The sequence below is a fragment of the Plantactinospora sp. BB1 genome (assembly GCF_003030385.1).
Taxonomy (GTDB): Bacteria; Actinomycetota; Actinomycetes; order Mycobacteriales; family Micromonosporaceae; genus Plantactinospora.
In genome coordinates this window covers 782,149-805,308 of sequence record NZ_CP028159.1, presented here as the reverse complement: position 1 = coordinate 805,308, position 23,160 = coordinate 782,149, and the positions used below count along the sequence as shown (strand labels likewise).

Genomic DNA, 23,160 nt, shown 5'->3' with positions numbered 1-23,160 from the left:
ATGCTGGTGTATTTTCCCTGGCAGGATCCGACCGGTTTGGGCGGGCCCGGCGGAGGGAGCGCGCATGTCCGGATTCGGCACATCCACCCTACGGCGGGGACTCTCCGTGATCGCACTGGCGGCGGTCTGCGCCTGGAGCCTCGCGCCGCACCAGCCGGTCTCCGCCGCCGAGGAGTCGGCACCAACCAGCTCCGCCGCCACCGGTGACACCCTGTACGCGACGCTGCTGCCCGCAGTCGGCGAGGTCGAGACCCCGCAACTCGCCGTCCGCTGGCCGGGCCACCCGAGCGCGGCGTTGACCGTCTCCCTGCACGACGCCGGGCGGGACACCCCGCTGGTCGCCGGCCGGCCGCTCGACACCGGGGCGAACCTGGTCGCGCTGCCGCTGCCCGCCCGGGCGGCCGGCGCCCTCCGGCTGTGGGTCCGGGACGCCGCCGGAAGGGTGCTGCACACCTCGACCCGGGACCTCGACGCGCTCCGGCGCACCTCCGGCTTCGGCTGGACGGCCACCGACACCCGGGCGGCCGCCGCTCCCGGCCTCTACGCCGGCGGCACCTTCACCCGGGCCGGTGGCGCCGCCGTCGACCACCTGGCCACCTGGAACGGCTCCGCCTGGTCACGCCCGGGCGGCGGATCGGGCGCCGGACCGGACGGTTCGGTCACCGCACTGGTCGTCTACGAGGGCGACCTGATCGCCGGCGGCAGCTTCCTCACCGCCGGTGGGGTACGGGTGAACGGCATCGCCCGCTGGGACGGCACCGGCTGGGCGGCGTTGACCGGCTCCTCCGGCACCGGAGTGATGACCAACTCGCTCGACTTCGTCGACGCGCTGACGGTCTTCGACGGGGACCTGATCGTCGGCGGGCAGTTCCTCCGGGCCGGCGGGGTCACCGTCAACCACGTCGCCCGGTGGGACGGCGCCGAGTGGCGGGCACTGGCCGGGCCCGGCGGCGCCGGTGTGGACGTACCCTCGGTCTGGGACCTGGCCGTGCACGACGGCGCGCTGATCGTCGGCGGCGGGTTCAGCCAGGCCGGCGGCACGGCGGCGAACGGGATCGCCCGGTGGAGCGGCACTGCGTGGTCGACCCTCGGCACCGGCTTCAACGGCGACGTGCTGGCGCTGGCCGTGCAGGACGGCGCACTGGTGGCCACGGGCGGGTTCACCCAGGCCGGCGGCACCGCCGCGAACTACGTGGCCGAGTGGACCGGCAGCGCCTGGGCCGCCCTCGGCGCCGGGCTGAACGCCGAGGGGCGGGCGCTGACCGTCTTCGGCGCGGAGCTGGTCGTCGGCGGCACCTTCACCCAGGCGGGCGGGGCGGCGGCGAACTACGTCGCCCGGTGGGACGGGGCCCGGTGGGCCGCGTTGGGCGGTGGCACCGAGGACATCGTGCTGGCGTTGGCGGTGCAGGGCGGCCGACTCGTCGCCGGTGGCTTCTTCGCCCGGGCCGGCGGGGTGGCGGTGAACCACGTCGCCGCCTGGAACGGCAGCGCCTGGTCCGCCCTGGGCGGCTCGGCCGGAGTCGGCACCGACAACGGGGTGTACGCGCTGCACACCGTCGTCTGACGGCCGGTCGCCGACGTCCCGCACCCCGTCAGCGGCGTGCGGCCACGCTCTCCGGCACCCCGTCGACGTACGCGTCGACGAGTTGCCGCTCCGCGGTCCGCAGGTAGTCGTCGAGTACCGCGTGCGCCCGTTCCACCTCGCCGCCCCGGATCAGCTCCAGCAGCTCCCGGTGCCGGTCCAGATAGGGCTGGTGGAAGGTCTGCGGCGCGGCCATCACGTGGAACGCCAGCCGGATCTCGGCCAGCGCCTGCCGCATGATCTCCTCGATCCGGGGGCTGCCGGCCAGGCCGGCGATCGCCTGGTGGAACTGCATGTTGGCGGTGCCGACGTCGAACCACCGCTGCTGCGCCGCCGCCTGTTCGCCCTCAACCAGCGCGGCCTCGATAGCGTCCATCGCCTCGGCGGGGCTGTTGCGGGCGTTGCTGACGGCCGCGCACTCCAGCACCCGGCGGACCCGGTAGATGTCGACCACGTCCTGCACGTCGAGCACCCGGACGAAGACCCCCCGGTTGAGTTCGTGCACGACGAGCCGCTCGTGCATCAGCAGCCGGAACGACTCCCGCAGGGTGTTGCGGGAGACCCCGAGCGCCGCCCCGATCATCTCCTCGGAGAGCCGGGTGCCCGGTAGCAGGGCTCCCTCGGTGATCCGCGCCCGCAGTATCTCCGCCACCCGCTGCGCGGTGCTCGCCCGGGTGATCAACGAGCGGTCGTCCTGCAGCTTCGCCAGCCACGTCACGCGGTCATTGTCCTTCATACCGTCGGGCCCACAATCGAGAGAAGGTCCATGCTACGACGAAGTTACAAGTCAACATGACCATTGACGGATTGTTCAACAGTCTGCCAACCTGAACTCACGACGTACACCACGTCCCGCAGGAGGTGCGATGTCGGTGATCCTCGATCTCAACAGTGACCTCGGCGAGGGCTTCGGCGTCTGGGAGCTGGGCGACGACATGGCACTGCTCTCCGTCGTGACCAGCGCGAACGTCGCCTGCGGCTTCCACGGTGGCGATCCGACGATCATGCGCCGGGTCTGCGCCGAGGCGATCAGCCGGGACGTCTCCATCGGCGCCCACGTCGGCTACCGCGACCTGGCCGGCTTCGGCCGCCGCGCCATCGACATGGAACCTGACCGGCTCTCCGACGACGTGCTCTACCAACTCGCCGCGCTCGACGGGATCGCCCGCAGCGAGGGCGGCCGGGTCCGGTACGTCAAGCCGCACGGCGCGCTCTACAACCGCACCGTGACCGACCAGGCGCAGGCCGCCGCCGTGGTCACGGCCGTCTCCGCGTACGACCCGAGCCTGCCGATCCTCGGCCTGCCCGGCTCACAACTGCTCCGCCAGGCCGCCGAGGTGGGACTGAAGGCCGTCCGGGAGGCGTTCGCCGACCGCGGCTACCGGTCCGACGGCAGCCTGGCGAAACGCGGCAGTCCCGGTGCGCTGGTCACCGATCCGGACGCGGTCGCCCGGCGCTGCGTGAAGATGGCCACCACCGGGCAGGTGGCCGCCGTCGACGGGGCCCCGGTCTCGGTACGCGCCCGGTCGATCTGCGTGCACGGCGACACCCCGGGCGCCGTGCAGCTGGCCCGCCAGGTGCGCACCGCGCTACAGGAGGCGGGCGTCAGCCTCGCCTCGTTCGTCTGATCCTCCGGAAACCACCGGCACCACCGCCGGACCGGTGACCGTGGCCGGGCTGCCACCCGGCCGACGGTCACCGGGCTCCCGCACCTCAACGGCGGCCACCCGATGCCTCGGGCGGCCGCTCCGAACCCCAGTGACGCGCCGGCTCCGCCTTCCGGTTGGTTGGCCAAAGACGCGGAAGCGGCGCGCTGTCGAGGAAAGGTCGAAGATCACCTTGGATGTGCAGAAGTTGACTGAGAGTGTACGCGGCCGGCTGAAGCTGCTCACCGCCACCGGCATCGGTGCCGCCCTGCTGGTGATGCCGGGCACCGCCGTGGCGCAGCCGGCCGGGGCGGCCGGACCGGCGGGGGAGTGCTACGACCGCACCCTCCCGACGACGTACGAGGAGACCCGGATCGACACCCCGGCCCAGCCGGGCGGGGTGCAGGTGCCGAGCACGCTGATCGAGGTCGGCGGCTTCACCCCGTTCGTCACCCGGTTCACCGCCGAGCTGTGCGGGGCACGGTCGGTCGGCCAGGCCGACAAGCTGCTCCGGTCCCGTGGCGCCGAACTGTGGCGTACCGCCGTCGAACGGGCCCAGGGCAAGCGCTGGATGGGCAGCATCGAGCGGTACGACGACCGCCCGCTCTACTGGTCGCGGCTCACCGCCACCCGTGACCTTCGACAGTGGACACCCCGGTTCCGGCTCACCGACACCGCCCGGGCCGCCCTGCTGAAGACCTTCGAGTACGCCTCCCGGGGCATCTCCTCGACCGACTTCTCCACCAGCCGTTCGGTGACCCGGGTGCTGGTCAGCGGCTTCGACCCGTACCAGCTCAACGGGGAGATCCGCCGCTCCAACCCGTCCGGCGCGTCCGCGCTGCAACTGGACGGGCAGGAGTACCGGGTCGGCGACCGGCTGGTGCAGATCCAGGCGGTCTCGCTGCCGGTCACCTGGAGCGGCTTCGACCTCGGCTACGTCGAGGACGCCTTCGGACCGCACCTGACCCGGAACAGCCGGGAACGTGCCGACCTGATCATGACGATCAGCCAGGGCGGCCGGGCCCGGATGGCCATCGAGCAGTGGGCCGGCGCCTGGCGCGGCGGCAGCCCGGACAACAACAACGAGGGCACGCCGGAACTCGTCCCGCAGGTGACGAACTGGCCGCAGCCGGCCAGCAACCCGGAGTTCATCGAGACGACCCTGCCGTACCAGCAGATGATCGACGCCGGCACGACGCCCTGGTCGACGGCGCTCAACCCGCGGATCTGCGAGTGGACCGGCAACACCCGGCCGGACCCGACCAAGGTCTCCTGCCACGACAACGGTCCCTCCCCGGACGCCCAGGCCCAGGCCGGCGGCGGCGGGAACTACCTCTCCAACGAGAGCATGTACCGGTCGAACCGGCTCCGGCTCGCCCTCGGCGCCACCGACGTCCCCGGCGGACACCTGCACATCTCCTCGCTCGTCTACCCGCAGAACCCGCTGGACATCATCGACCCGCCGTTCGCGTCCGACCGCGCGCAGACCATCGAACAGACCGTCGCCCTGGTGAAGGCCGCGGGCGCGGCCGTCTCCTGAGTCGTCGGCCGGGCCCGGGGTGCCGGCAACCCCCGGGCCCGGCCGCACACCTGCCTCCCGAAGACCCCGTTGCGCGCCCCGAGCGGGACGGCGCCGGGCCTTCGCCATCGTCTCCAGAAAGGCTCGACCATGCGCAGGATCACCAGCGGCGCGGCCGCGCTCGTCCTCGCCGCCGCGCTCGCCGGCTGTGGCGGATCCGACGGCGCCGGTGCCACCGACGAGGTCAAGCTCGCCGGTCTCTGGCCGCTCAGCGGCCCCAACGCCACCCAGGGCACCGACGTACTGCACGGTGCCGAACTCGCCGTGGACGTCGTCAACAACGACCATCCCGGGCTGGACCTGCCGCTCGGGCCCGGCAAGGGACTGCCCGGGCTGGGCGGCGCCCCGGTGAAGCTGATCACCGGCGACACCCAGGGCAAGCCCGAGGTCGGTGCCGGTGAGGTCGACCGGCTGGTCACCGGCGAGAAGGTCGCCGCGGTGATCGGCTCGTACCAGTCCGGGGTGACGCTGACCGCCAGCCAGCGGGCCGAGCGGCTCGGCGTACCCTTCGTCAACGAGGCGTCCTCGTCGGTGGCGCTCACCGAGCGGGGCCTGAAGTGGTTCTTCCGGACCGGGCCGACCGACGAGACCTTCGCCCGGTCGATGTTCGACTACCTCAAGGCCCGGCAGGCGGCCGGCGCCCAGATCCGTTCGGTCGGCGTCTTCCACAGCAACGACCAGTTCGGCAACGACGGCGCCGGGGTGACCGAGAAGGTCGCCGCCGAGGCCGGGCTGCCGGTCACCGTCAACGTCGGCTTCGACCCCACCGCCGCCGACCTCGGCTCCCAGGTGGCGCAGGTGCGGAGCAGGAACCCGGACGTGCTCTTCGTGCTCGCCTACACCGACGCGGCGATCAAGCTGATGAAGACGCTCGACCAGTTGGACTACTACCCGCCGGCGCTGCTCGCCTACGGCACCGGATTCGCCGACCCGGCCTTCGCCACCGGGCTCGGCGCGCTCGCCAACGGCGCCTCCACCCGGGCGGCCTGGTCCGGCGAGATCGCCGAGAAGCGGCCGGCGGCCAAGACCGTGGCGGAGCTGTTCCAGCAGCGGTACGGCGCCCCGATGACCGAGAACTCCGCGCGGGCCTTCACCGCCGTACTGACGCTGGCCCAGGCGATCGACACCGCCAGGTCGGTCGAGCCGGCGAAGATCCGCGACGCGCTGCGCGGGCTGAACGTCCCCGGCGAGAAGACGATCATGCCGTGGACCGGGATCACGTTCGACGACAAGGGACAGAACACCGGTGCCGCCGGGGTGGTCGAGCAGATGATCGAGGGGAAGTACCGGGTGGTCTTCCCGGCCGACCTCTCCTCGGTCCAGCCGATCTGGCCGATGAACCAGGCACAGCGGTGAGCCGGCGGACCGGCGGGCGGCCGAGGGGGTCGGCGCCATGACCGACCTGCTCCAGTCCGTGGTCAACGGGCTGCTGATCGGCGCGGTCTTCGCGCTGGTCGCGGTCGGCCTGACCCTCATCTACGGCGTGATGGATGTGATCAACTTCGCGCACGGCGAGATGGTCATGCTCGGCATGTACACCTCGTTCTTCGCCTGGTCGCTGCTCGGCCTCGACCCGCTGCTCTCCATCCCGCTCGCCGGGGTCTCGATCGCGCTCACCGGCGCGCTGATGTACTTCGGCGCGGTCGGCCGGGTGCTCGGCAGGTCCCCGCTGGCCCAGGTGATCGTCACCTTCGGACTACAGGTCTTCCTGCGCGGGCTGGCCCAGTTCCTCTGGACCCCGAACACCCGGACCGTGCCCCGGCCCTGGGCCGCCGGGCTGCGCTGGGAGATCGGCCCGGTGGTGATCGGCGGGCCACAGGTCATCATGGCCGTCGGCGCGCTGCTCGCCACCGGCGCGGTCGCGTACTTCATGAACCGGACCCGGCTCGGCGGCGCCGTACGGGCCGCCGGGGAGGACCCGGCGGCGGCCTCGCTGATGGGCATCGACCCGCGCAGGATGTACGCCCTCTGCTGGGTGATCGCCGGCCTCGCCACCGGCGTCGCCGGAGCGCTGCTGATGAACTCCTACTCCGCCTCGCCGACCGCCGGGGTGAGCTTCGTGCTGATGGCCTTCGTGGTGGTCGCGTTCGGCGGCTTCGGCAGCATCACCGGGGCGGCCCTGGCCGGACTGCTCGTCGGAGTCGCCCAGGGCGTCGTCGGGCTCTACGCCCCGAGCTACACCCTCGCCGCCGCGCTCGCCCTCTATCTGGTGGTCGTGCTGGTACGGCCGCAGGGACTGCTGGGGACCAGATGACCAATCCGATCGAGGGGGGACGATGAGCGCCCCGACCGTACTGCGCCGGCCCTCGCCGACCCGGCTCGGCACCTCACCGGCCCGGCGGTGGCCGGCCTGGGGCACCGCCGGGCTGATCCTGGCGGTGCTGGCCGCGTACCCGCTGGTCTTCGCGGACTCGGCGGCACACAACATCGGCATCCTGGCGCTGACCTTCGGGATCGCGGCGACCGGTTGGAACCTGCTCGGCGGCTACACCGGGCAGATCTCCTTCGGGCACGCGCTCTATTTCGGCACCGGCGCCTACACCACCGCGCTGCTCGTCCGGCAGGGCTGGTCGCCGTGGCTGGCGATCGGGCTCTCGCTGCCGCTGGCCGCGCTGCTCGCCGCCGCCGTCGGCTGGCCCTGCTTCCGGCTGCGACACCACTACTACTCCATCGCCACCATCGCGGTCGCCGAGATCGTCTTCATCCTGGTCACCAACCTGCCCGGGCTCGGCCAGGCGAACGGCTGGGAGTTGCCGGTCGTCGAGTCCTCGCTGGCCAACCTCCAGTTCTCGCTGCTGGACAAGCGACCCTATTACTACGTGGCGCTCGGCTTCTTCTGCCTCGCCGCCCTGGCGGTCTGGCTCTTCCTGCGCGGCCGGGCCGGCAACTACGTCCGGGCCATCCGGGACGACCAGGAGGCCGCGGCGGCGGTCGGAATCGACGTACACCGCTACAAGCTCGCCGCCGCCGCGCTCTCCGGCGCGATCACCGCGCTGGCCGGCGGCTACTACGTGATGTACGTCCTCTTCGTCGACCCGCCCTCCGGGCTCGGCCTGGACCTGTCGGTGTCGTTCACCCTGATGGCGGTGCTCGGCGGGGTCGGCCGGTTCTGGGGGCCGCTGCTCGGCGCCTGGGTGCTGGTCTTCGTCCAGGACGTCACCCGGCAGGAGTTCTCCGGTAGCGGCCGCTCGATCGACCTGCTGCTCTACGGCGCGCTGATCGTGCTCGTCTCGATCACCGAGCCGGGCGGCCTGCTCGCCATCGGGCAGCGGCTCTGGGCGCCGGTCGGCCGGCGGCTGCGCCGTACCCGTGCCGGGAAAGCCGGTTCGGGGCCGGCCGGATCTGCTGAGGTGAAGGCATGACCGCGCGCGAGGAGGCGCCATGACCGGGACGCTGCTGAGGATCGACAACCTCTCCTGCCGGTTCGGCGGCCTCTGGGCCAACCGCGACGTCAGCTTCGAGGTGGCGCAGGGGGCGATCGTCGGGCTGATCGGGCCGAACGGCGCCGGCAAGAGCACGCTCTTCTCGATGGTGGCCGGCGCCCAGCGGCCCACCTCGGGCCGGTTGGAGTTCGACGGCAGGGACGTCACCGGCTGGCCGCCGCACCGCGCCGCCCGGGCCGGGGTGGGGCGGACCTTCCAGCTGATGCGGGTGTTCGGCTCGATGAGCGTGCTGGACAACCTCACCACGGCGGCCTTCGCCCGGCATCCCCGGCTGCGGGACGCCCGGCGCCGGGCCGGCGAGGTCGCCGAGCTGACCGGGCTCGGCCCGGTGCTCGACTCGCCGGCCGCGTCGCTCACCGCCGCCTGGAAGAAGCGGCTGGAGATGGGGCGGGCGCTGGCCACCGAGCCGAAGCTGCTCCTCCTCGACGAGGTGCTCTCCGGACTGACCCCGACCGAGGCGCGCGAGGCGGTCGAGATCGTCCGCGGCATCAACCGGGGCGGCGTCACCATCCTGATGGTGGAACACGTAATGGAGGTCATCATGCCGCTCTGCCACCGGGTGGTGGTGCTGCACTACGGGCAGAAGATCAGCGAGGGTACCCCGGAGCAGGTCGCGCACGACCCGACGGTGGTCGAGGCGTACCTGGGGAAGGCGCTGTAGATGCTGACCGTACGGGATCTGCACGTGGACTACGCCGGGGTCGTCGCGCTGCGCGGCGTCGACCTGCGGGTCGAGGCCGGCGAACTGGTGGCGCTGGTCGGCGCGAACGGGGCCGGCAAGAGCACCCTGCTGGCGGCGGTCTCCGGACTGCACCGCCCGGTACGCGGCAGCGTGACCTTCCTCGACGAGGACGTGAGCGGGCTGCCGGCGTACCGGATCGCCCGCCGGGGCGCGGTGCTGGTGCCGGAGGGACGGCGGCTCTTCGGCCACCAGACGGTGTTGCAGAACCTGCTGCTCGGCGGCTACCACCGCACCGCGACGGAGCGGGAGGCGGACCTGGCCCGGGTCTACGACCTCTTCCCGGTCCTCGCCGAGCGGGCCGGCCAGCGCGCCGGCACGCTCTCCGGCGGCGAGCAGCAGATGGTGGCGCTCGGCCGGGCGCTGATGAGCCGGCCGAAGCTGCTGATGCTGGACGAGCCCTCGCTCGGCATCTCACCGAAGTTCACCAAAATGATCTTCGAGGTGCTGGCCGAGATCCGCCGCGCCGGCACCACCATGCTGCTGGTGGAGCAGAACCTGCGGGCCGCGCTGGAGCTGGCCGACCGGGCGTACGTGTTGCAGACCGGCGAGGTGGTGATGGCCGGCCCGGCCGACGAGCTGGCCGCCTCCGACGAGGTACGCCGCTCGTACCTCGGGCTGTGAGCCGGTACGACGGGGCGGATGCGACGGTGCGGATCATTCCGGTGGGGCTGCGCGCGCTCCTGGTCGAGCTGACCGAGCCGGCGCAGACCGCCGCGCTGGTGGCACAACTGCACCGCTGGCGGGACCGGGGCGAACTCGGCGGCGTGCAGGACGTCGTACCCGGTGAACTCACCGTGCTCGTCGACGGGCTGGACGATCCGGCGGAGCTGACCCAGCGGCTCGCCGGCTGGCGGCCGGGCACGGCCCGCCCGCCGGGCGGGCCGCTGGTCGAGATACCGGTCCGCTACGACGGCGCCGACCTGGCCGAGGTGGCCCGGCACTGGGGAGTCGCCGAGCAGGAGGTGGGGCGGATCCACAGCGCACCGGAATACCGGGTCGCGTTCTGCGGCTTCGCCCCCGGCTTCGGTTACCTGACCGGCCTGCCGGAGCGCTACCACCTGCCTCGGCGCTCGGTGCCCCGGACCCGGGTGCCGGCCGGCTCGGTCGCGCTGGCCGGCGGCTACGCCGGGATCTATCCCCGGGACTCGCCCGGCGGCTGGCAACTGCTCGGCAGCACCGATCTGGTCCTCTTCGACCCGGACCGGGACCCGGTCGCGCTGCTCACCCCGGGCACCCGGGTCCGGTTCCGGCCCGTCGACGCCGACGGGGCCATCGACGCCGACGCCGACGCAGGCGGGCGCGGCGGGCGGACCGGCCGGGGCGGTGCGCGGGCGCCGCACGGCGCCGGGCGCGGCGAGCCGCCGGCATGACCGGCGGACGTTTCGTCGAGATCCTCCGGCCCGGCGCGCTCAGCACCGTGCAGGACCTCGGCCGGCCCGGACACGCACATCTCGGGGTACCCCGCTCCGGCGCCCTCGACCTGCCGGCGCACCTGCTGGCGAACCGGCTGGTCGGCAACCCGCCCGGGGCGGCGACGATCGAGACGACCGTCACCGGCGTCTCGGTGCGGTTCTGCCAGGCCGGCACCGTCGCGGTGACCGGAGCCTGGGCGCCGGTCACCGTGGACGGCCGGCCGGCGAGCTGGTCGGCCCCGGTCTCGGTGCCGGCCGGAGCCCGGGTCGAGGTTCGCGCCGCCCGGCGTGGGCTGCGCAGCTATCTCGCGTTCGCCGGTGGGATCGCGGTACCGCCGGTCCTCGGCAGCCGCTCGACCGACCTGCTCTCCGGGCTCGGCCCCGCACCGCTTGCCGCCGGGGACCGGCTGCCACTGGGCGAGCCACCCGGGCCGCCCGCCCCGGTCGACGTCGCCCCGACCGGCACCCTGGCCGAGGAGCTGACCCTGCGGGTCCTGCTCGGCCCCCGGGCGGACTGGTTCACCGACGACGCGGTACGCATCCTCGGCAGCGAGTGCTACCGGGTCTCCACCCTCAGCAACCGGATCGGGGTACGCCTGGAGGGGCCGGCGCTGCCCCGCCGGATCGGCGGGGAGCTGCGCAGCGAGGGGGTGGTGCTCGGCGCGGTGCAGGTACCGTCGGCCGGCTCGCCGGTGATCTTCCTGGCCGACCATCCGACCATGGGCGGCTACCCGGTGATCGGGGTACTGCACCCGGACGACCTCCCGCAGGTCGCCCAGGCGGCACCCGGCAAGCCGGTACGGTTCCGGATCGTCGAGCCCCGCCACCGGCCGCCGCCGAAACGGCCGTAGGCGGCCGGCACCCCTTACCTCGGCCCCGCCGGAAAGATCATGCTTGGATGGCAGCAGAGGCCGGGCCTGCCCGGCGGAGAGGAGCAGAAGATGACCGTGGCCACCCGTCCCGCCTTCCACCTGGCGATCCCGGTCGACGACCTGGCGCGGGCCCGCGACTTCTACGGCGGAGTGCTCGGCCTCGCCGAGGGACGCTCCGCGCAGGCGTGGGTCGACTGGGACTTCTACGGCCACCAGGTGGTGACCCACGTCGTACCGGCGGCCCGGCAGGCCGACGCGGGACGCAACCCGGTGGACGGGCACGACGTACCGGTGCCGCACTTCGGGCTCATCCTGCCGGTCGACGACTTCCACGCCCTCGCGGACCGGATCCGGGCCGCCGGCGCCGAGTTCGTGATCGAGCCGTACCTGCGGTTCGCGGGCGAGCCGGGCGAGCAGTGGACGATGTTCTTCCGCGACCCGGCCGGCAACGCGCTGGAGTTCAAGGCGTTCCGGGACGAGTCGCAGATATTCGCCAAGTGAGCCGAAAACCGCTGGACGGCGTGCGGTCAGCGACCTAGCGTCGGCCGCGTCCGTACCGATGCGACGTGCGAAGAGGTGCATTTCATGAGGGTCCCGCCCGCCCCGACCACCAACCCCGGGACGACCGCAGCAACCCCCATGACCTCTTCGCACGTAAGGAACATCAGAAGTGGACCTACCACGTAGCTTCACCATCCGGGAGAGCGGCCACCGCATCCACAACCCGTTCGACAGCCGCAAGCTCGCCACCCTGGGCGAGGCGCTGCGGCTCCCGCCCGGCTCCCGACTGCTCGACCTCGCCTGCGGCTCCGGCGAGATGCTCTGCACCTGGGCCCGCGACCACGGCGTCGGCGGCACCGGGGTGGACATCAGCACGGTGTTCCTCGGCCAGGCCGAGGCCCGGGCCGCCGAACTCGGCGTCGCCGACCGGGTCGCGTTCGTGCACGGCGACGCCTCCGGGTACGTCGCCGACACCCCCGTCGACGTCGCCGCCTGCCTCGGCGCCACCTGGATCGGCGACGGGGTCCCCGGCACCGTCGCACTCCTGCGGCGCAGCCTCCGCCCCGGCGGGATGATGCTGGTCGGCGAGCCGTACTGGCGGCGCGAGCCGGTCGACCAGGACTGCGTCGAGGCCTGCCACGCGACCAGTCGGGACGACTTCCTGCCGCTGCCCGAGACGGTCGAACGCTTCGCCGCGCTCGGCGCCGACGTGGTGGAGATGGTCCTCGCCGACCAGGACGGCTGGGACCGCTACGTCGCGGCGCAGTGGCTCAACCTCCGGCGCTGGCTCGACGAGAACCCCGACGACGAGCTGCACGCCGAACTGCGCGCGGAACTCGACACGGCGCCGGCCCGGCACGTCAGATACCAGCGGGAACATCTGGGCTGGGGCGTCTTCGTGCTGATCGACCGCTGAGGCCGGGCGGGCCGTGCTCCGCGCGCCGGGGCACGGCCCGCCGGGCGGGCGCCACGCCCGGGCGCCGCTGCGGGTACGCCAGATATTGACCGTCCGGTACGTACCGGGGTTACATGATTCGGTGACCTCGTTCGAGGTGGTCAGCATGGGGCGGGTGGGGGTGGACATCTATCCACTCCAGACCAACGCCCGGCTGCCCGACGTCGAGACGTTCGGAAAGTTTCTCGGCGGCAGCGCCACCAACGTCGCCGTGGCGGCGGCCCGGCACGGCCGGCGGGTGGCCCTGGTGACCCGGACCGGTGCCGACCCCTTCGGGGAGTACGTGCACCGCGCGCTGCGCGACTTCGGGGTGGACGACCGCTGGGTGAGCGCGGTCCCCGGGCTGCCGACCCCGGTCACCTTCTGCGAGATCTTCCCGCCCGACGACTTCCCGATCTACTTCTACCGCTACCCCAAGGCGCCGGACCTGGAGATCCGCCCGGAGGAGTTGGACCTGCCCGCGATCCGGGCCGCCGGGGTCTTCTGGTTCACCGGCACCGGGCTCTGCGAGCTGCCGAGCCGGGACGCCCACTTCGCCGCCCTCGGCGCCCGGGGACGCGCCGCGAACACCGTCTTCGACCTCGACTACCGGCCGGGTTTCTGGTCCTCCCGGGAGGAGGCCCGGGCGGCGTACGAGTCGGCGCTGCGGTACGCCACCGTGGCGGTCGGCAACCTCGACGAGTGCACCACCGCCGTGGGGGAGCGGGAGCCGCACGCGGCGGCCGAGGCGCTGCTCGCCCGGGGCGTACGGCTGGCGGTGGTGAAACGGGGGCCGGCCGGCGTGCTCGCCCGGACCGCCGACGAGGTGGTGGAGGTACCGCCGGTGCCGATCGAGGTGGTGAACGGACTCGGCGCCGGGGACGCCTTCGGCGGGGCGCTCTGCCACGGGCTGCTCGCCGGGTGGCCGCTGGACCGGACCGTCCGGTTCGCCAACGCGGCCGGCGCGCTCGTGGCGTCCCGGCTCGCCTGCTCCGCCGCGATGCCGACCAGCGCCGAGGTCGACGAGTTGCTCGCCGGACCCCGGCACCCGGTCGGCTGACCGCTCAGCGCTCGACGCGCAGTCCGGCCGGGTCCGCGAGCCGCTCCCGGAACGAGGCCGTCGTGTTCAGCAGCGGAAAGGGTTCGGCCGGCACGTCGACGCCGAGGAACTCGCAGAGCGGCTTCCAGCCCTGTGCCACGTCGAACTCGCCGAGCCGGTCGGCCGGTACGGTGGCCCGCACCTCCGCGAGGTGGTCCGCGTAGACCTTCAGGGCGTGCTCCCGGTCGTCGAACCGGCCGCCGAAGGTGCCCTGCCAGATCAGCGCGTCGGTCAGCCTCGGCTGGTCCAGCAACTCCGGACGGGTCTCGAACGCCTGCCGCAGCCCGGGTGGCGCCGACTCGACGTCGATGGTCCGGGACTGGTAGATGGTGCTGCGGACGCTGTCGTACCAGCGCTCCGGGTCGCGTACGGTCAACAGCACCTTCGCCTCGGGATAGAACTCGACCAGCTCTCGCCAGAAGTACACGCTCGGCCAGTCCACCGTGGAGTGATAACCGTCGAGCAGCCGTGACCAGTCCACCGGCCCGCCCCGGGCGGCCCGCAGCCAGTCACCGATCGTCTCCGGGTGTTCGAACAACTCCGCCATGTGGTGACACGGGCCGAAGCCGAGCAGTTCCAGCGCCTCCTTCGTCGACCTGGTGCCGGTACGCCCGAAGCCCACCCCGATGACCCGCAACTCGCCGCCTCCCTCTCCATATCGCCCGGTCCCAGTCAACAGGGTCGGCCGGCCGGGCGGAACGACCGGCGGCGCGCGATTTCAGGGTGCCGGCCGGTCGGCCAGCTCGGCGGGATCGAGGCCGAGGGTCGCGAGCAGACCCGCGTGGCGGACGCTGTCGACCCGGCCCGGCAACTCCCGGTCGATCCAGTCGGCCCTGACGTCCTGGCCGCGACCGCGCAGCCATTCGACGATTTTCACTTTGTCGATTTCCATTGATCCCTCTCCTCGCATGCGATTCCGGTCGGCTGCCGTAGGTCATTGGCCGGATCCTCGCCGGCCCCGCCGATGTAGTGCCGTGGAGCCTGGTCGCCTGCGTGGCGACCTCCGACGTTCCGTCCGACGTTCCGTTGGCGTCGGGGCACGCGTCGGTCGACGGGCCAACCCCCAACAGTACGCGGTGCCGGAGGCATCCACCGGCAGCGTGGATCCGCCGGCGGTGGTGCACTGGTTCCGGGGCGACCGGACGATCGCCCGCCCGGAGCTGCGGGCGGGGTGCTCCGGCGAGCACACCACACCGCGCCCGGGCGCGTACCCCCGATCGACGCGAATCCCGAATCCACCGGCTCGTTCTCCGGCGGGTGGGGAATTCCGACATCGTGCGCGTAGGGGAAATTGATTAAGGGCTAGGCTGAAAATGTTCTTGGACCCCGGCGCTACGGGTTTACGGACTCCGCGTACCACCGCCGAAATGAGGGTCCAGCGATGACAGGGTCTGTCAGCCCGGTGTGGCCGACCGGACGCCTGAGCGGTACCGATTCCGCTCCCTGAGCCGTAGCCCGCCCGTCGACTCCCTGAGCGCGCAGCCAGCCGTCGGCGGAAGCCCGCGTCGCCGGCCGCCCCGCCTCGGCAGTGTCGCCATCGCGGCTGCCGACACCCGGCGGCCCACAGCACCGGCCCGAATGCAGCACGCCAGCCGCCCGGGCCGGACGGTACGGGATCCTGGGCCTCGGTTCGAAGCCCAGGATCCCGTCCACCTTCGTCGAACCGCACCGGCGGTGCGGCAGCGACCGCGCGGCGAGCCGGCATCCGGCCGCTGGGACGACGACACCACGTCTGCCGGGCGCGCAAGACGCCCGGCCGCTCCGGGCCGGTGCCGGGACGACGTCCGGGTACCGGCCGAACGACTCCTCCGCCCATCTCCCGGTCCAGGAAGGATCGATGATCATGCTCACCGCAGGCCAACGCGCCACGAGGATCCCGTCGACACCGCCCTCGCAGCCCCGGCTGTCACTTCCCCCGGCCCGCGCCAGCGGAGCGGTTCTGGACGGTGCCTGGTGGCCCCGGTCCTGGGATCCGCTGGCCGAACTTCCCGGACTCATGGTGGCGCTCTCCGCCCGCTACGGACGGGTCCGCAACGTGGTACTCAACAGTGCCGCCTGGGACGGTCGGTTCCGCCGGTTCGTGGCCGGCGACGACGTGATCCGAGCGGGCTGGTTCAGCTCGCTGGAGCCCGCCCTGCTGGTCGCCACCACCGAGGCCGGAGACCAGATCGACCTGCTCGTCGTGCCGCCCGGCACCACGGCGGCGGCGGCCGAGCGGGTGATGACCATGGCGGCCGACCCGGCCAACACCCTGCGGGCACCGGCCATCCTCGCCGCCGACGGGAATGCCCGAACGGAGAGCACCGGGTCGCCGGGCGGTGACCGTCGCGCGGACCACGACGGGTACGCCACCGAGCCCGTCACCGCCTGACGACCGGTGTCGCCGTCCCGGGTGTCCGGTCGGTCGTCCGCTTCGCGATGTCGAGCGGCGGCCGCCCGGCTCCGTCCGTACGGGAGAACGTTGCACAGGACGGAGACGACGACGAGCAGAGTGTTCTGCTAGCCGGGCATGTCCCTGGACGGCTGTCTCGCCGGTTTGAGCGCCGGGCCGGACGTGGCAGGCTCTCGGAGGTCGTCACGTGACCTCCGAGACTCGACCAGCGACCCCAGAACGGACCGGACCATGGAGATCATTCGAAGGCCGGACCCGCCGGCCGGACTACGCCGCCGGCTCTGGCGGCTACCGATCTGGCTCTACCGGATGCGGCTCGGCCGACTGCTGGGCGACCGGGTCATGCTGCTCAGCCACGTCGGCCGGGTCTCCGGCGCGCGGCGGCAGGCGGTCGTCGAGGTCGTCGAACACGACGAGTACGCCTACGTGGCCGCCTCCGGGTTCGGTCCGCGCGCGGACTGGTACCGGAACGTCATGAAGACCCCGGCGGCCACCGTCCAGGTCGGCAACCGGACGATCGAGGTGACCGCCGCGCCGATCCCCGCCGACGACGGTGCGGAGATCATGGCCAGATACGCGCCGCGTCACCCGGCGGCGGCCCGGAGGCTCTGCCGGATCATGGGGTTCGAGGTGGACGGGAGCGTCTCGGACTATCGCGAGGTGGGCAGGCGGATCCCCTTCGTGCGGTTCACGCCGCGAGGCTGACCCGCCCGCACCCCCGGCGGCCCGTCAGGACCAACCCTCCCCGGCCGGGTCGGTCAGCAGTTCGGTCGCGCCGGCCCGGTCGGCCAGCCGGGCGCAGCCGGCCGGGTCGCGTTCGCCGTCGGCGACCACGACGTCGTAGCGCAGCCGCAGTTCGGTGCCGGGTGCGAAGGGGTACTCCCGGTCGAAGAACGGGGCCGGGCCGAGGCAGGCGTACGGCTCGGTGCGGACGAACCACCGGGTGGGTGCGCCCGGATTCGTCGGATCGTCCCGGAAGACCAGCGTCGACGCGAGGGTCTCGGCCGGTCCGAGACCGTCGTGCCGGCCGACGAAGCCGAGCCACGGGCCCCGCCAGCCCATCAGATCGTCCGCGCCGACCCCGGCCGGGGTCACCACCCGGCCGCCCCGGAACGAGCGCGGCCCCTGCCAGAGCAGTCCGCCGTAGCCGGCGTTCTCCCGCCCCTGGGTGGTCGGGCTGCCGATCGTGATCACCGTGTCGCCGTCGTTGCGCAGTACGGTCTCGAACCGCAGCCGCCACGCGCTCTGGTTGGCCCAGACCGCCACCGCCAGCCGACGTTGTTCGGAGACGACCCGGCGGCCGTCGCGGGTCACCCAGCGCAGCCGTTCGACCAGGCGTACGGCGTCGGGGTCGCAGCGCAGCACCGGGAAGTCGAGGTGTTCGACCACCCCGATGTTGTCGAGCCTGCGGTACCCCTGGCCGCGAAGGTAGGTCCCGCCACCCCAGAAGTTGTCCGGCCCGAAGTTGGAGATGCCGAAGCAGAGTCCCTTGTGCCAGAGGTGGTCGTGCGGCCGGTACAGGCTGACGACGTTGCCGGCGAGGGTCCGCAGCGGGTGGAGGTAGGGTCGCGGCGCCTCCTCCCGGGGCTCCGGCGGGGTGTAGACGTAGTGGAACAGCTCCGCACCGCGCCAGCCGACCCGCACCGACCGGCCGACGTCGTGGCTGACGGCCAGCCCGTTCCCGGCGCCGCCGGCCGCCGCGCCCTGCGCCGGAACGGCCCCGGTGGGCAGCGGCGGACGGGCCGAGGCAACGGGTACGGCCGGCGGGGGCGGTGCCGCGGCGGGCACCAGTGGACCACCGTTCACCATCGCGGCCCGTCCCCCTGCATCCGCCGGTAGAACGGCGACTCCTCACCCAGCTCGTCCGGCCGGACCGGTCTGCGGGTGAACGCCGACGCGTACACCCCGGCGACCAGTCGCATCGTCCGCCGGGTCTCCGCCGAGGTGACCGGTGGCGGGCTGCCGGCGCGCAGGCTCCGGAGCACCTCGGCGAACTGCGCCCGGTGGCTGCTGCGTACCCCGGCGGCACCGGTCCGCCAGGCCGCCAGCACCTCGTCGGCGTACTCCGGTGCCGGGGTGATCCGCCAGTCGTCGTCGCCGTAGCCGTACAGGTGGGTCAGCTCGACCGTGGCCCGCTCGAAGTCGAACCGCAGGTAGCTCTCCTCGCGGACCGACAGCAGGCTGTTCACCACGCTGGCCACCGCCCCGTTGGCGAAGCTGACGTGCGCCATGCTCAGGTCCTCGGTCTCGGACCGCCGGGCCTGCTGCCGGGCCAGGGCGGAGACCTCGGTCCAGTCGCCGAGGATCGCGCAGAGCAGATCCATCTGGTGGATGCCGTGCCCCATCGTCGGGCCGCCGCCCTCGGTGTCCCAGCGCCCCCGCCACTCGACGTCGAAGTAGGACTGCGGGCGGAACCAGGTGGTGTGGCAGACCGCCATCAGCGGCCGGCCCAGCACTCCGGCGTCGAGCAGGGCGCGCAGCCGCAGCGCGCCGGTGCCGAACCGGTGCTGGAAGACGGTGGCCAGCGCCGCCCCGTGTCGCCGCTCCGCCTCGGCCAGCTCGTCCAGCTCGCCGAGGTTCAGCGTCGGCGGCTTCTCGACCAGCACGTTGGCGCCGGCCCGCAGGCAGGCGAGGGCCAGCTCGTGGTGCGCGCCGGGCGGGGTGCAGACGTGCACCAGCTCGGGCCGCTCCTTCTCCAGCAGGCTGGCCACGTCGGGATGCCTCGCCGGTACGTCGTAGCGGTCGCAGAACGCCGACAGCCGGCCGGCGTCGGTGTCGACGGCGCCGACGAGGCGTACCTCGTCGCCGAGCTGCCGCAGCGCCTCGGCGTGCAGCCGGGCGATGTTTCCGGTCCCGACCACGGCGGCGCGGATGGGTTCCACAGGTGCTCCTTAGCGAGGTGGTGCCAGCGGTGCTCAGTCGCGCCGGGCGCGGAGCGGGTCGTACGGGGAGAGGAAGCCGCACATCCCCAGGGTCGTCTGCTCGGGTTGGACGATCCGGGTGACGGTGGCGTCGCCGAGGTGGCTGTGGTCGCCGCGCCGCAGCGCGTCGAGCTGTTCCCCGGTCTGCCGGCTCGCCGCCGCCGGCCCCTGCTCCCAGCGCTCCTGCCAGGCGTCGAGCTGCGGGCGTACCAGGGCGGCGGCGGCCGTGTAGAAGTCGTCGAGCGCGGCGGTGTCCCCGGTCGCGCAGCGGCGGCGGAGTTCGGCGAAGCCCTCGATGGCCAGGTCGCGGCGGGCCCGGGCCCGCTCGGCCGAGGGCGGGTCGGAGCCGTCCGGCCCGGTCAGCGAGACCGCCCGGCGGTACGTCGCCGGGTCGGCGAGCTGGTCCGGCGGCAGCGTGAGTACGGCGTCGCCGGCCTCCGGCAGCCCGCTGTTCTGCATGATCACGACGACCTGGAGTGCCCCGTCGTCGTTGACCGCCCGGTGGATCGTGCCCGGGGTGAACCAGAGCACGTCGCCGGGGGCCAGCGGTGATTCCTCGAAGCCCCGCCGGGTCAGGGTCTGTAGCCGTCCTCGGCCGCCGACCACCACGTAGCACTCGGTGCAGCAGAGGTGCACGTGCGGGGTGCCGCCGTGCAGGCCGTCGTCGGTCTGCCAGGGATAGACCCGCAGGTTGGTGATGCCGACGGCGCCGGGAAAGGGCGGCGGCGCCGTGTCGTCGCCGGTCATGGCGCGTGTTCCGCGGCGAACGCCTCGATCTCGGCCCGCTGCCAGGCCCGGTCGGCGAAGACCACCCGGTGGGCGAGCCGGAGGCTGTCGTCGGGCGCGAGCACCACCTCCTCGTCGAAGGCGGGGGAGGGGTTGACGGCCGGGAAGGGGGTGTTGCGGACGAACCACTTGATCGGTACGGCCGCGCTGGAGGTGCCGGCGAAGACGAGTACGGTCCCGCCGCCGTCGACCTCGTCGTGCTGCCCGGTGTACGCCAACCACGGAGACTGCCGACCCATGCTCTCCGGCCCGCCACCACCGTCGGCGGTGATGATCTCGCCATCGGTCCAGCCGCGCGGCCCCCGCCAGAAGAATCCCGTGTAGCCGGCGTTCGGCCGGCCGTGCGTGGTCGGGCTGCCGACCCGCAGCTCCGCGCCCCGGATATTGCGCAGTTCGGTGCGGAAGTCGAGCATCCAGGTGCCGCGTGCGGGGTCCACCCCGTGGATCCGCAGTTCCCGCCGCTCGGCGACCCAGTGTTCGTCGGTCGAGGTGATCCAGGTCAGCGACTCCCGCAGGGTCAGTTCGGTCGGGGTGACGTCGACCAGCTCGAAGGCGTCGTGCCGCATCCGGCCCACGTTGTCCCGTACGAGGTAGCCCTCGCCGTGCACGTACGAGTTGCCGCCCCAGAAGTTCTGCCCGGAGAGGTGCGAGATCGTCATCTGGAGACCCTTGTGCCACCGGTGGTCGTTCGGCCGGTACGCCGAGACGAGGGCTCCGTCGAGGGTGCGCAGCGGGTGCAGGTAGGGCTTGGGGCCCTCGAAGGCCGGCACCGGGGGGTCGTACACGTAGGTGGCGATCTCCACGCCGTCCGCGTCGACGACGATCTGGCGGCCGTGTTCGTGGGTCACGGTGATCCGGCCGGTGGTGTTCTCCGCGGAGGTCATGGAAGCGACGGTGCCTTTCGTGGCGTGGCGGTAACCGCTTTCCCGAGCTAACCGCCTTCCCTCGGCAACGTCAAGATCCAACACCACCTGAAAGACTTTCGGCCGCCGTCCCGCCGCTGCGGCCCACTCCGACCGGCACCGTCGGCCGGGTGGTGCGGTGGTAACCGGCGGTCGTCACCGCCAGCGCGACGCCCCAGCCGAGGAAGACCAGCTCGGTGCCGGCGACCGCCCAGCCGGTACGCAGCTCCGCCCAGGTGGTGGCCCCGGTGGCCAGCGCCTCGGCCATCATCACGATGCCGATCACCCCGTACGCGACCAGTGCCAGCGCGGTCACCCCGGCCGGCACCACGGCCAGCGCGGGCGGTACCCGGCGCCCGGCCAGCCCCGGCAGCCAACCGGGGAGGACCTGTCCCCACCGGGCGGCCAGGCCGAGCGTGAGCAGCCCGCCGAGCAGCGGCGCCAGCGTGAGCAGCAGCCCCGGCAGCACCCCGATCTCCTCGGCGGCCCGGCGCAGTTCGTCGGCGGGGATGCCCAACGGGACGCCCAGCAACCAGCAGGCGTGCGGCACGGTGAACCCGAGCACCGGCAACAGGAAGGCCGCGTACGCCCAGCGGCGGGTCCAGGCGGGCACCGGCCCAGGCTCCGGTCGACGCACCGGGGTGTCCCGGCGGGCCGTGCCGGCGGCAGCCGCGGCGAACGACAGCCCACCGCCGAGCAGCAGCAGCCGGCCCGTCAGGTCGGCCCAGTCGGAGGGCCGGCCGGCAAGCGCCATCGGAATCTGGAAGAGCAGGTGTCCCGGAAACGCGAGTATCAGCAGGGCCGCCGCGCAGACCCAGGCGGCGACCGCGCCGAGCCGACCGGGCCGGAGCGCGGCCACCGCCGCCACGGCGACGAGGGCGGCGCAGAGCAGCACCGAGCCCCAACCGGACCAGAACGGCAACGTCGCCAGCCGCTCCGCCCCGCATCCGTCGGCCATCTCGGCCGGTCCGGGCGAGCGGGTACGGTCACAGGCGGTGTAACCCCACCGGCCGCCGGTCGCCCAGTAGAGCCGCAGCAGTCCGTACCCGAGGGCGAAGCCGAGCGCGACCAGCGCGCCGCCCCGCCGGCCGGTCCCCGGTGTCGTGGTCATGCCCCGACGGTGCCGCAGCCGGGCCGGACCGTCCTCCCGCTGCGGAGGGAACCGGTCCCCCACACCGGGGGAGGGGCTCTCCGGTCGCGGCCGGCGCCACTGTGGACCGGATCGGGCCGGGCCGACGGTAGGGTGCGGATGCCGGGCGGGTCGCCGGCCCGGATGCACACCGACACCTCCTCGGGGCCGCCACCATGACCAGACGATCGTCCGGAACCGTCACGCTGATGGACGTGGCGCAGCAGGCCGGCGTCTCGGTGGCGACCGCGTCCCGGGTGCTCAACGGCAACGGCAGCCGCCAGGTGCGGGCCGACCTGATGGACCGGGTGCTCGCCGCCGCCACCGCGCTGAACTACTCGGCCAACGCGCCGGCCCAGGCGATGGCCCGGGGGCGCACCAACCTGGTCGGGCTGCTGGTGCACGACATCGCCGACCCGTTCTTCTCGTCCATCGCGGCCGGCGTGATGCGCGCCGCCGAGCGGTACGGCAGCACCGTGATGATGTGCAGCACCACCGGCCGGGCGGAGCGGGAACTCGACTACCTGGCGACCCTGCGCGGCCAGCGGCCCCAGGCGGTCATCCTGGCCGGCAGCCGGACCGCCGACCGGGCGCTGCGGGAGCGGCTCGGCGCCCGGCTGCGCAGCCTGGAGGAGGCGGGCGCCCGGGTCGCGCTGATCAGCCAGCACGTCCTGCCGATCGACACGGTGCTGCTGGAGAACCGGGACGGGGCCCGGCTGCTCGCCCGGCGGCTGGTCGAGCTGGGACACCGGCGGTTCGCCGTACTCGCCGGGCCGAGGCATCTGCTCACCGCCCGGGACCGGCTCGCCGGGTTCCAGGCCGGACTCGCCGACGCCGGTGTCGCGCTGCCCAGGACGCGGGTGGCGTACGGCGACTTCACCCGGGACGGCGGTTACCGCACCATGCGCGACCTGCTCGCCCACGACCTGCCGCCCAGTTGCGTCTTCGCGGTCAACGACGTGATGGCGGTCGGGGCCATCTCGGCACTGCGCGACCACGGGGTGCCGCTGCCCGGCGGGATGGCGGTGGCCGGCTTCGACGACATCGTCACGCTCCGGGACGTCACGCCGTCGCTCACCACGGTACGGCTGCCGCTGGAGGAGGTCGGCGCCGCCGCCCTGGAACTCGTGATGCAGCCCCGGGCCGAGCGGCCCCGGCTGCGCCGGATCCGGGCCGAGGTGGTCATCCGGGACAGCACCCCCGTGCTGGCCTGACCCGTT

Annotated in this window: 24 protein-coding genes; 16 read left to right on the top strand and 8 right to left on the bottom strand. The window is 73.2% G+C overall.

Going from position 1 to position 23,160, the window contains the following annotated elements; translation table 11 throughout:
- The first annotated feature begins 64 nt into the window (after positions 1-64).
- The gene (locus C6W10_RS03475; protein ID WP_159104448.1) at positions 65-1,564 is read left to right on the top strand and encodes a hypothetical protein; all 1,500 of its coding nucleotides are present in this window, start codon (positions 65-67) and stop codon (positions 1,562-1,564) included.
- 28 nt (positions 1,565-1,592) lie between these two features.
- On the opposite strand, the gene C6W10_RS03470 is transcribed toward C6W10_RS03475, so the two are convergent.
- On the bottom strand, positions 1,593-2,300 hold the full coding sequence (locus C6W10_RS03470; RefSeq protein ID WP_199853277.1) for a GntR family transcriptional regulator: 708 nt from the start codon (positions 2,298-2,300) through the stop codon (positions 1,593-1,595).
- Positions 2,301-2,448: 148 nt separating this feature from the next.
- Here C6W10_RS03470 and C6W10_RS03465 point away from each other — a divergent pair, with 148 nt between their 5' ends.
- The 12 genes from C6W10_RS03465 to iolC all read left to right on the top strand — a co-directional run bounded on the left by C6W10_RS03465 (position 2,449) and on the right by iolC (position 13,771).
- Complete coding sequence (locus C6W10_RS03465; protein WP_107256459.1) at positions 2,449-3,210, top strand: LamB/YcsF family protein; 762 nt, start codon at positions 2,449-2,451, stop codon at positions 3,208-3,210.
- A 226-nt stretch (positions 3,211-3,436) separates the two neighbouring features.
- Positions 3,437-4,768, top strand: a complete 1,332-nt coding sequence (locus C6W10_RS03460; RefSeq protein ID WP_159104447.1) for a hypothetical protein — start codon at positions 3,437-3,439, stop codon at positions 4,766-4,768.
- Between the two features lie 129 nt (positions 4,769-4,897).
- Positions 4,898-6,163 carry an ABC transporter substrate-binding protein gene (locus tag C6W10_RS03455; protein ID WP_107256456.1) on the top strand — a complete coding sequence of 422 codons (1,266 nt, stop codon included), beginning with the start codon at positions 4,898-4,900 and terminating at the stop codon, positions 6,161-6,163.
- 37 nt (positions 6,164-6,200) lie between these two features.
- On the top strand, positions 6,201-7,061 hold the full coding sequence (locus C6W10_RS03450) for a branched-chain amino acid ABC transporter permease (RefSeq protein ID WP_107256454.1): 861 nt from the start codon (positions 6,201-6,203) through the stop codon (positions 7,059-7,061).
- Between the two features lie 22 nt (positions 7,062-7,083).
- Positions 7,084-8,169, top strand: coding sequence for a branched-chain amino acid ABC transporter permease (locus C6W10_RS03445; RefSeq protein ID WP_107256452.1), 1,086 nt, complete (start codon positions 7,084-7,086; stop codon positions 8,167-8,169).
- A 19-nt stretch (positions 8,170-8,188) separates the two neighbouring features.
- Positions 8,189-8,911: an ABC transporter ATP-binding protein gene (locus C6W10_RS03440; RefSeq protein ID WP_107256450.1), complete on the top strand. Its 723-nt coding sequence runs from the start codon at positions 8,189-8,191 to the stop codon at positions 8,909-8,911.
- Positions 8,912-9,613 carry an ABC transporter ATP-binding protein gene (locus C6W10_RS03435; protein WP_107256448.1) on the top strand — a complete coding sequence of 234 codons (702 nt, stop codon included), beginning with the start codon at positions 8,912-8,914 and terminating at the stop codon, positions 9,611-9,613.
- Positions 9,614-9,639: 26 nt separating this feature from the next.
- Positions 9,640-10,362, top strand: a complete 723-nt coding sequence (pxpB, locus tag C6W10_RS03430) for a 5-oxoprolinase subunit PxpB (RefSeq protein ID WP_107263622.1) — start codon at positions 9,640-9,642, stop codon at positions 10,360-10,362.
- A complete protein-coding gene (locus tag C6W10_RS03425) occupies positions 10,359-11,255 on the top strand; it encodes a biotin-dependent carboxyltransferase family protein (RefSeq protein WP_107256446.1) in 897 nt (298 codons plus the stop codon). The genes pxpB and C6W10_RS03425 overlap by 4 nt, the downstream gene beginning before the upstream one ends.
- Positions 11,256-11,345: 90 nt before the next feature.
- On the top strand, positions 11,346-11,777 hold the full coding sequence (locus C6W10_RS03420) for a VOC family protein (protein ID WP_107256444.1): 432 nt from the start codon (positions 11,346-11,348) through the stop codon (positions 11,775-11,777).
- A 169-nt stretch (positions 11,778-11,946) separates the two neighbouring features.
- Positions 11,947-12,693, top strand: coding sequence for a cyclopropane-fatty-acyl-phospholipid synthase family protein (locus tag C6W10_RS03415; RefSeq protein WP_107256442.1), 747 nt, complete (start codon positions 11,947-11,949; stop codon positions 12,691-12,693).
- A gap of 121 nt (positions 12,694-12,814) precedes the next feature.
- Positions 12,815-13,771, top strand: a complete 957-nt coding sequence (gene iolC / locus C6W10_RS03410) for a 5-dehydro-2-deoxygluconokinase (RefSeq protein ID WP_234361598.1) — start codon at positions 12,815-12,817, stop codon at positions 13,769-13,771.
- A 4-nt stretch (positions 13,772-13,775) separates the two neighbouring features.
- On the opposite strand, the gene C6W10_RS03405 is transcribed toward iolC, so the two are convergent.
- Together C6W10_RS03405 and C6W10_RS37870 are read right to left on the bottom strand one after the other, a co-directional pair.
- Positions 13,776-14,447 (bottom strand): sulfotransferase family protein, encoded by a 672-nt coding sequence (locus tag C6W10_RS03405; RefSeq protein WP_107256441.1) that lies wholly within the window; start codon positions 14,445-14,447, stop codon positions 13,776-13,778.
- A gap of 81 nt (positions 14,448-14,528) precedes the next feature.
- On the bottom strand, positions 14,529-14,702 hold the full coding sequence (locus C6W10_RS37870; protein ID WP_199853276.1) for a hypothetical protein: 174 nt from the start codon (positions 14,700-14,702) through the stop codon (positions 14,529-14,531).
- Positions 14,703-15,653: 951 nt separating this feature from the next.
- Between C6W10_RS37870 and C6W10_RS03400 the strand changes: the two genes are divergently transcribed.
- Entirely contained in the window at positions 15,654-16,181 is a 528-nt protein-coding gene (locus tag C6W10_RS03400) for a DUF5994 family protein (RefSeq protein ID WP_159104446.1), read from the top strand.
- A 252-nt stretch (positions 16,182-16,433) separates the two neighbouring features.
- Positions 16,434-16,907 (top strand): nitroreductase family deazaflavin-dependent oxidoreductase, encoded by a 474-nt coding sequence (locus tag C6W10_RS03395; RefSeq protein WP_107256437.1) that lies wholly within the window; start codon positions 16,434-16,436, stop codon positions 16,905-16,907.
- A 24-nt stretch (positions 16,908-16,931) separates the two neighbouring features.
- Here C6W10_RS03395 and C6W10_RS03390 read toward each other — a convergent pair whose 3' ends face one another.
- The 5 genes from C6W10_RS03390 to C6W10_RS03370 all read right to left on the bottom strand — a co-directional run bounded on the left by C6W10_RS03390 (position 16,932) and on the right by C6W10_RS03370 (position 21,922).
- Positions 16,932-18,011, bottom strand: a complete 1,080-nt coding sequence (locus C6W10_RS03390) for a PmoA family protein (RefSeq protein WP_107256435.1) — start codon at positions 18,009-18,011, stop codon at positions 16,932-16,934.
- Positions 18,005-19,084: a Gfo/Idh/MocA family protein gene (locus C6W10_RS03385; protein ID WP_107256433.1), complete on the bottom strand. Its 1,080-nt coding sequence runs from the start codon at positions 19,082-19,084 to the stop codon at positions 18,005-18,007. Before C6W10_RS03385 ends, C6W10_RS03390 begins: the two co-directional genes overlap by 7 nt.
- A 33-nt stretch (positions 19,085-19,117) precedes the next feature.
- Positions 19,118-19,870 (bottom strand): cupin domain-containing protein, encoded by a 753-nt coding sequence (locus C6W10_RS03380; RefSeq protein WP_107256431.1) that lies wholly within the window; start codon positions 19,868-19,870, stop codon positions 19,118-19,120.
- Complete coding sequence (locus C6W10_RS03375; RefSeq protein ID WP_107256429.1) at positions 19,867-20,793, bottom strand: PmoA family protein; 927 nt, start codon at positions 20,791-20,793, stop codon at positions 19,867-19,869. The genes C6W10_RS03380 and C6W10_RS03375 overlap by 4 nt, the downstream gene beginning before the upstream one ends.
- 70 nt (positions 20,794-20,863) lie before the next feature.
- Positions 20,864-21,922, bottom strand: coding sequence for a hypothetical protein (locus tag C6W10_RS03370; RefSeq protein ID WP_159104445.1), 1,059 nt, complete (start codon positions 21,920-21,922; stop codon positions 20,864-20,866).
- A gap of 194 nt (positions 21,923-22,116) precedes the next feature.
- Between C6W10_RS03370 and C6W10_RS03365 the strand changes: the two genes are divergently transcribed.
- On the top strand, positions 22,117-23,154 hold the full coding sequence (locus tag C6W10_RS03365; RefSeq protein WP_107256425.1) for a LacI family DNA-binding transcriptional regulator: 1,038 nt from the start codon (positions 22,117-22,119) through the stop codon (positions 23,152-23,154).
- The last annotated feature ends 6 nt before the right edge of the window (positions 23,155-23,160 follow it).

Excerpts from the sequence above, each read along its gene's own strand:
- C6W10_RS03475 (WP_159104448.1), top strand. The coding sequence starts at position 65 with ATGTCCGGATTCGGCACATCCACCCTACGGCGGGGACTCTCCGTGATC.
- C6W10_RS03465 (WP_107256459.1), top strand. The coding sequence starts at position 2,449 with ATGTCGGTGATCCTCGATCTCAACAGTGACCTCGGCGAGGGCTTCGGC.
- C6W10_RS03455 (WP_107256456.1), top strand. The coding sequence starts at position 4,898 with ATGCGCAGGATCACCAGCGGCGCGGCCGCGCTCGTCCTCGCCGCCGCG.
- C6W10_RS03450 (WP_107256454.1), top strand. The coding sequence starts at position 6,201 with ATGACCGACCTGCTCCAGTCCGTGGTCAACGGGCTGCTGATCGGCGCG.
- C6W10_RS03445 (WP_107256452.1), top strand. The coding sequence starts at position 7,084 with ATGAGCGCCCCGACCGTACTGCGCCGGCCCTCGCCGACCCGGCTCGGC.
- C6W10_RS03440 (WP_107256450.1), top strand. The coding sequence starts at position 8,189 with ATGACCGGGACGCTGCTGAGGATCGACAACCTCTCCTGCCGGTTCGGC.
- C6W10_RS03435 (WP_107256448.1), top strand. The coding sequence starts at position 8,912 with ATGCTGACCGTACGGGATCTGCACGTGGACTACGCCGGGGTCGTCGCG.
- C6W10_RS03425 (WP_107256446.1), top strand. The coding sequence starts at position 10,359 with ATGACCGGCGGACGTTTCGTCGAGATCCTCCGGCCCGGCGCGCTCAGC.
- C6W10_RS03420 (WP_107256444.1), top strand. The coding sequence starts at position 11,346 with ATGACCGTGGCCACCCGTCCCGCCTTCCACCTGGCGATCCCGGTCGAC.
- C6W10_RS37870 (WP_199853276.1), bottom strand. The coding sequence starts at position 14,702 with ATGGAAATCGACAAAGTGAAAATCGTCGAATGGCTGCGCGGTCGCGGC.
- C6W10_RS03400 (WP_159104446.1), top strand. The coding sequence starts at position 15,654 with ATGCTCACCGCAGGCCAACGCGCCACGAGGATCCCGTCGACACCGCCC.
- C6W10_RS03395 (WP_107256437.1), top strand. The coding sequence starts at position 16,434 with ATGGAGATCATTCGAAGGCCGGACCCGCCGGCCGGACTACGCCGCCGG.
- C6W10_RS03390 (WP_107256435.1), bottom strand. The coding sequence starts at position 18,011 with ATGGTGAACGGTGGTCCACTGGTGCCCGCCGCGGCACCGCCCCCGCCG.
- C6W10_RS03380 (WP_107256431.1), bottom strand. The coding sequence starts at position 19,870 with ATGACCGGCGACGACACGGCGCCGCCGCCCTTTCCCGGCGCCGTCGGC.
- C6W10_RS03375 (WP_107256429.1), bottom strand. The coding sequence starts at position 20,793 with ATGACCTCCGCGGAGAACACCACCGGCCGGATCACCGTGACCCACGAA.
- C6W10_RS03370 (WP_159104445.1), bottom strand. The coding sequence starts at position 21,922 with ATGACCACGACACCGGGGACCGGCCGGCGGGGCGGCGCGCTGGTCGCG.
- C6W10_RS03365 (WP_107256425.1), top strand. The coding sequence starts at position 22,117 with ATGACCAGACGATCGTCCGGAACCGTCACGCTGATGGACGTGGCGCAG.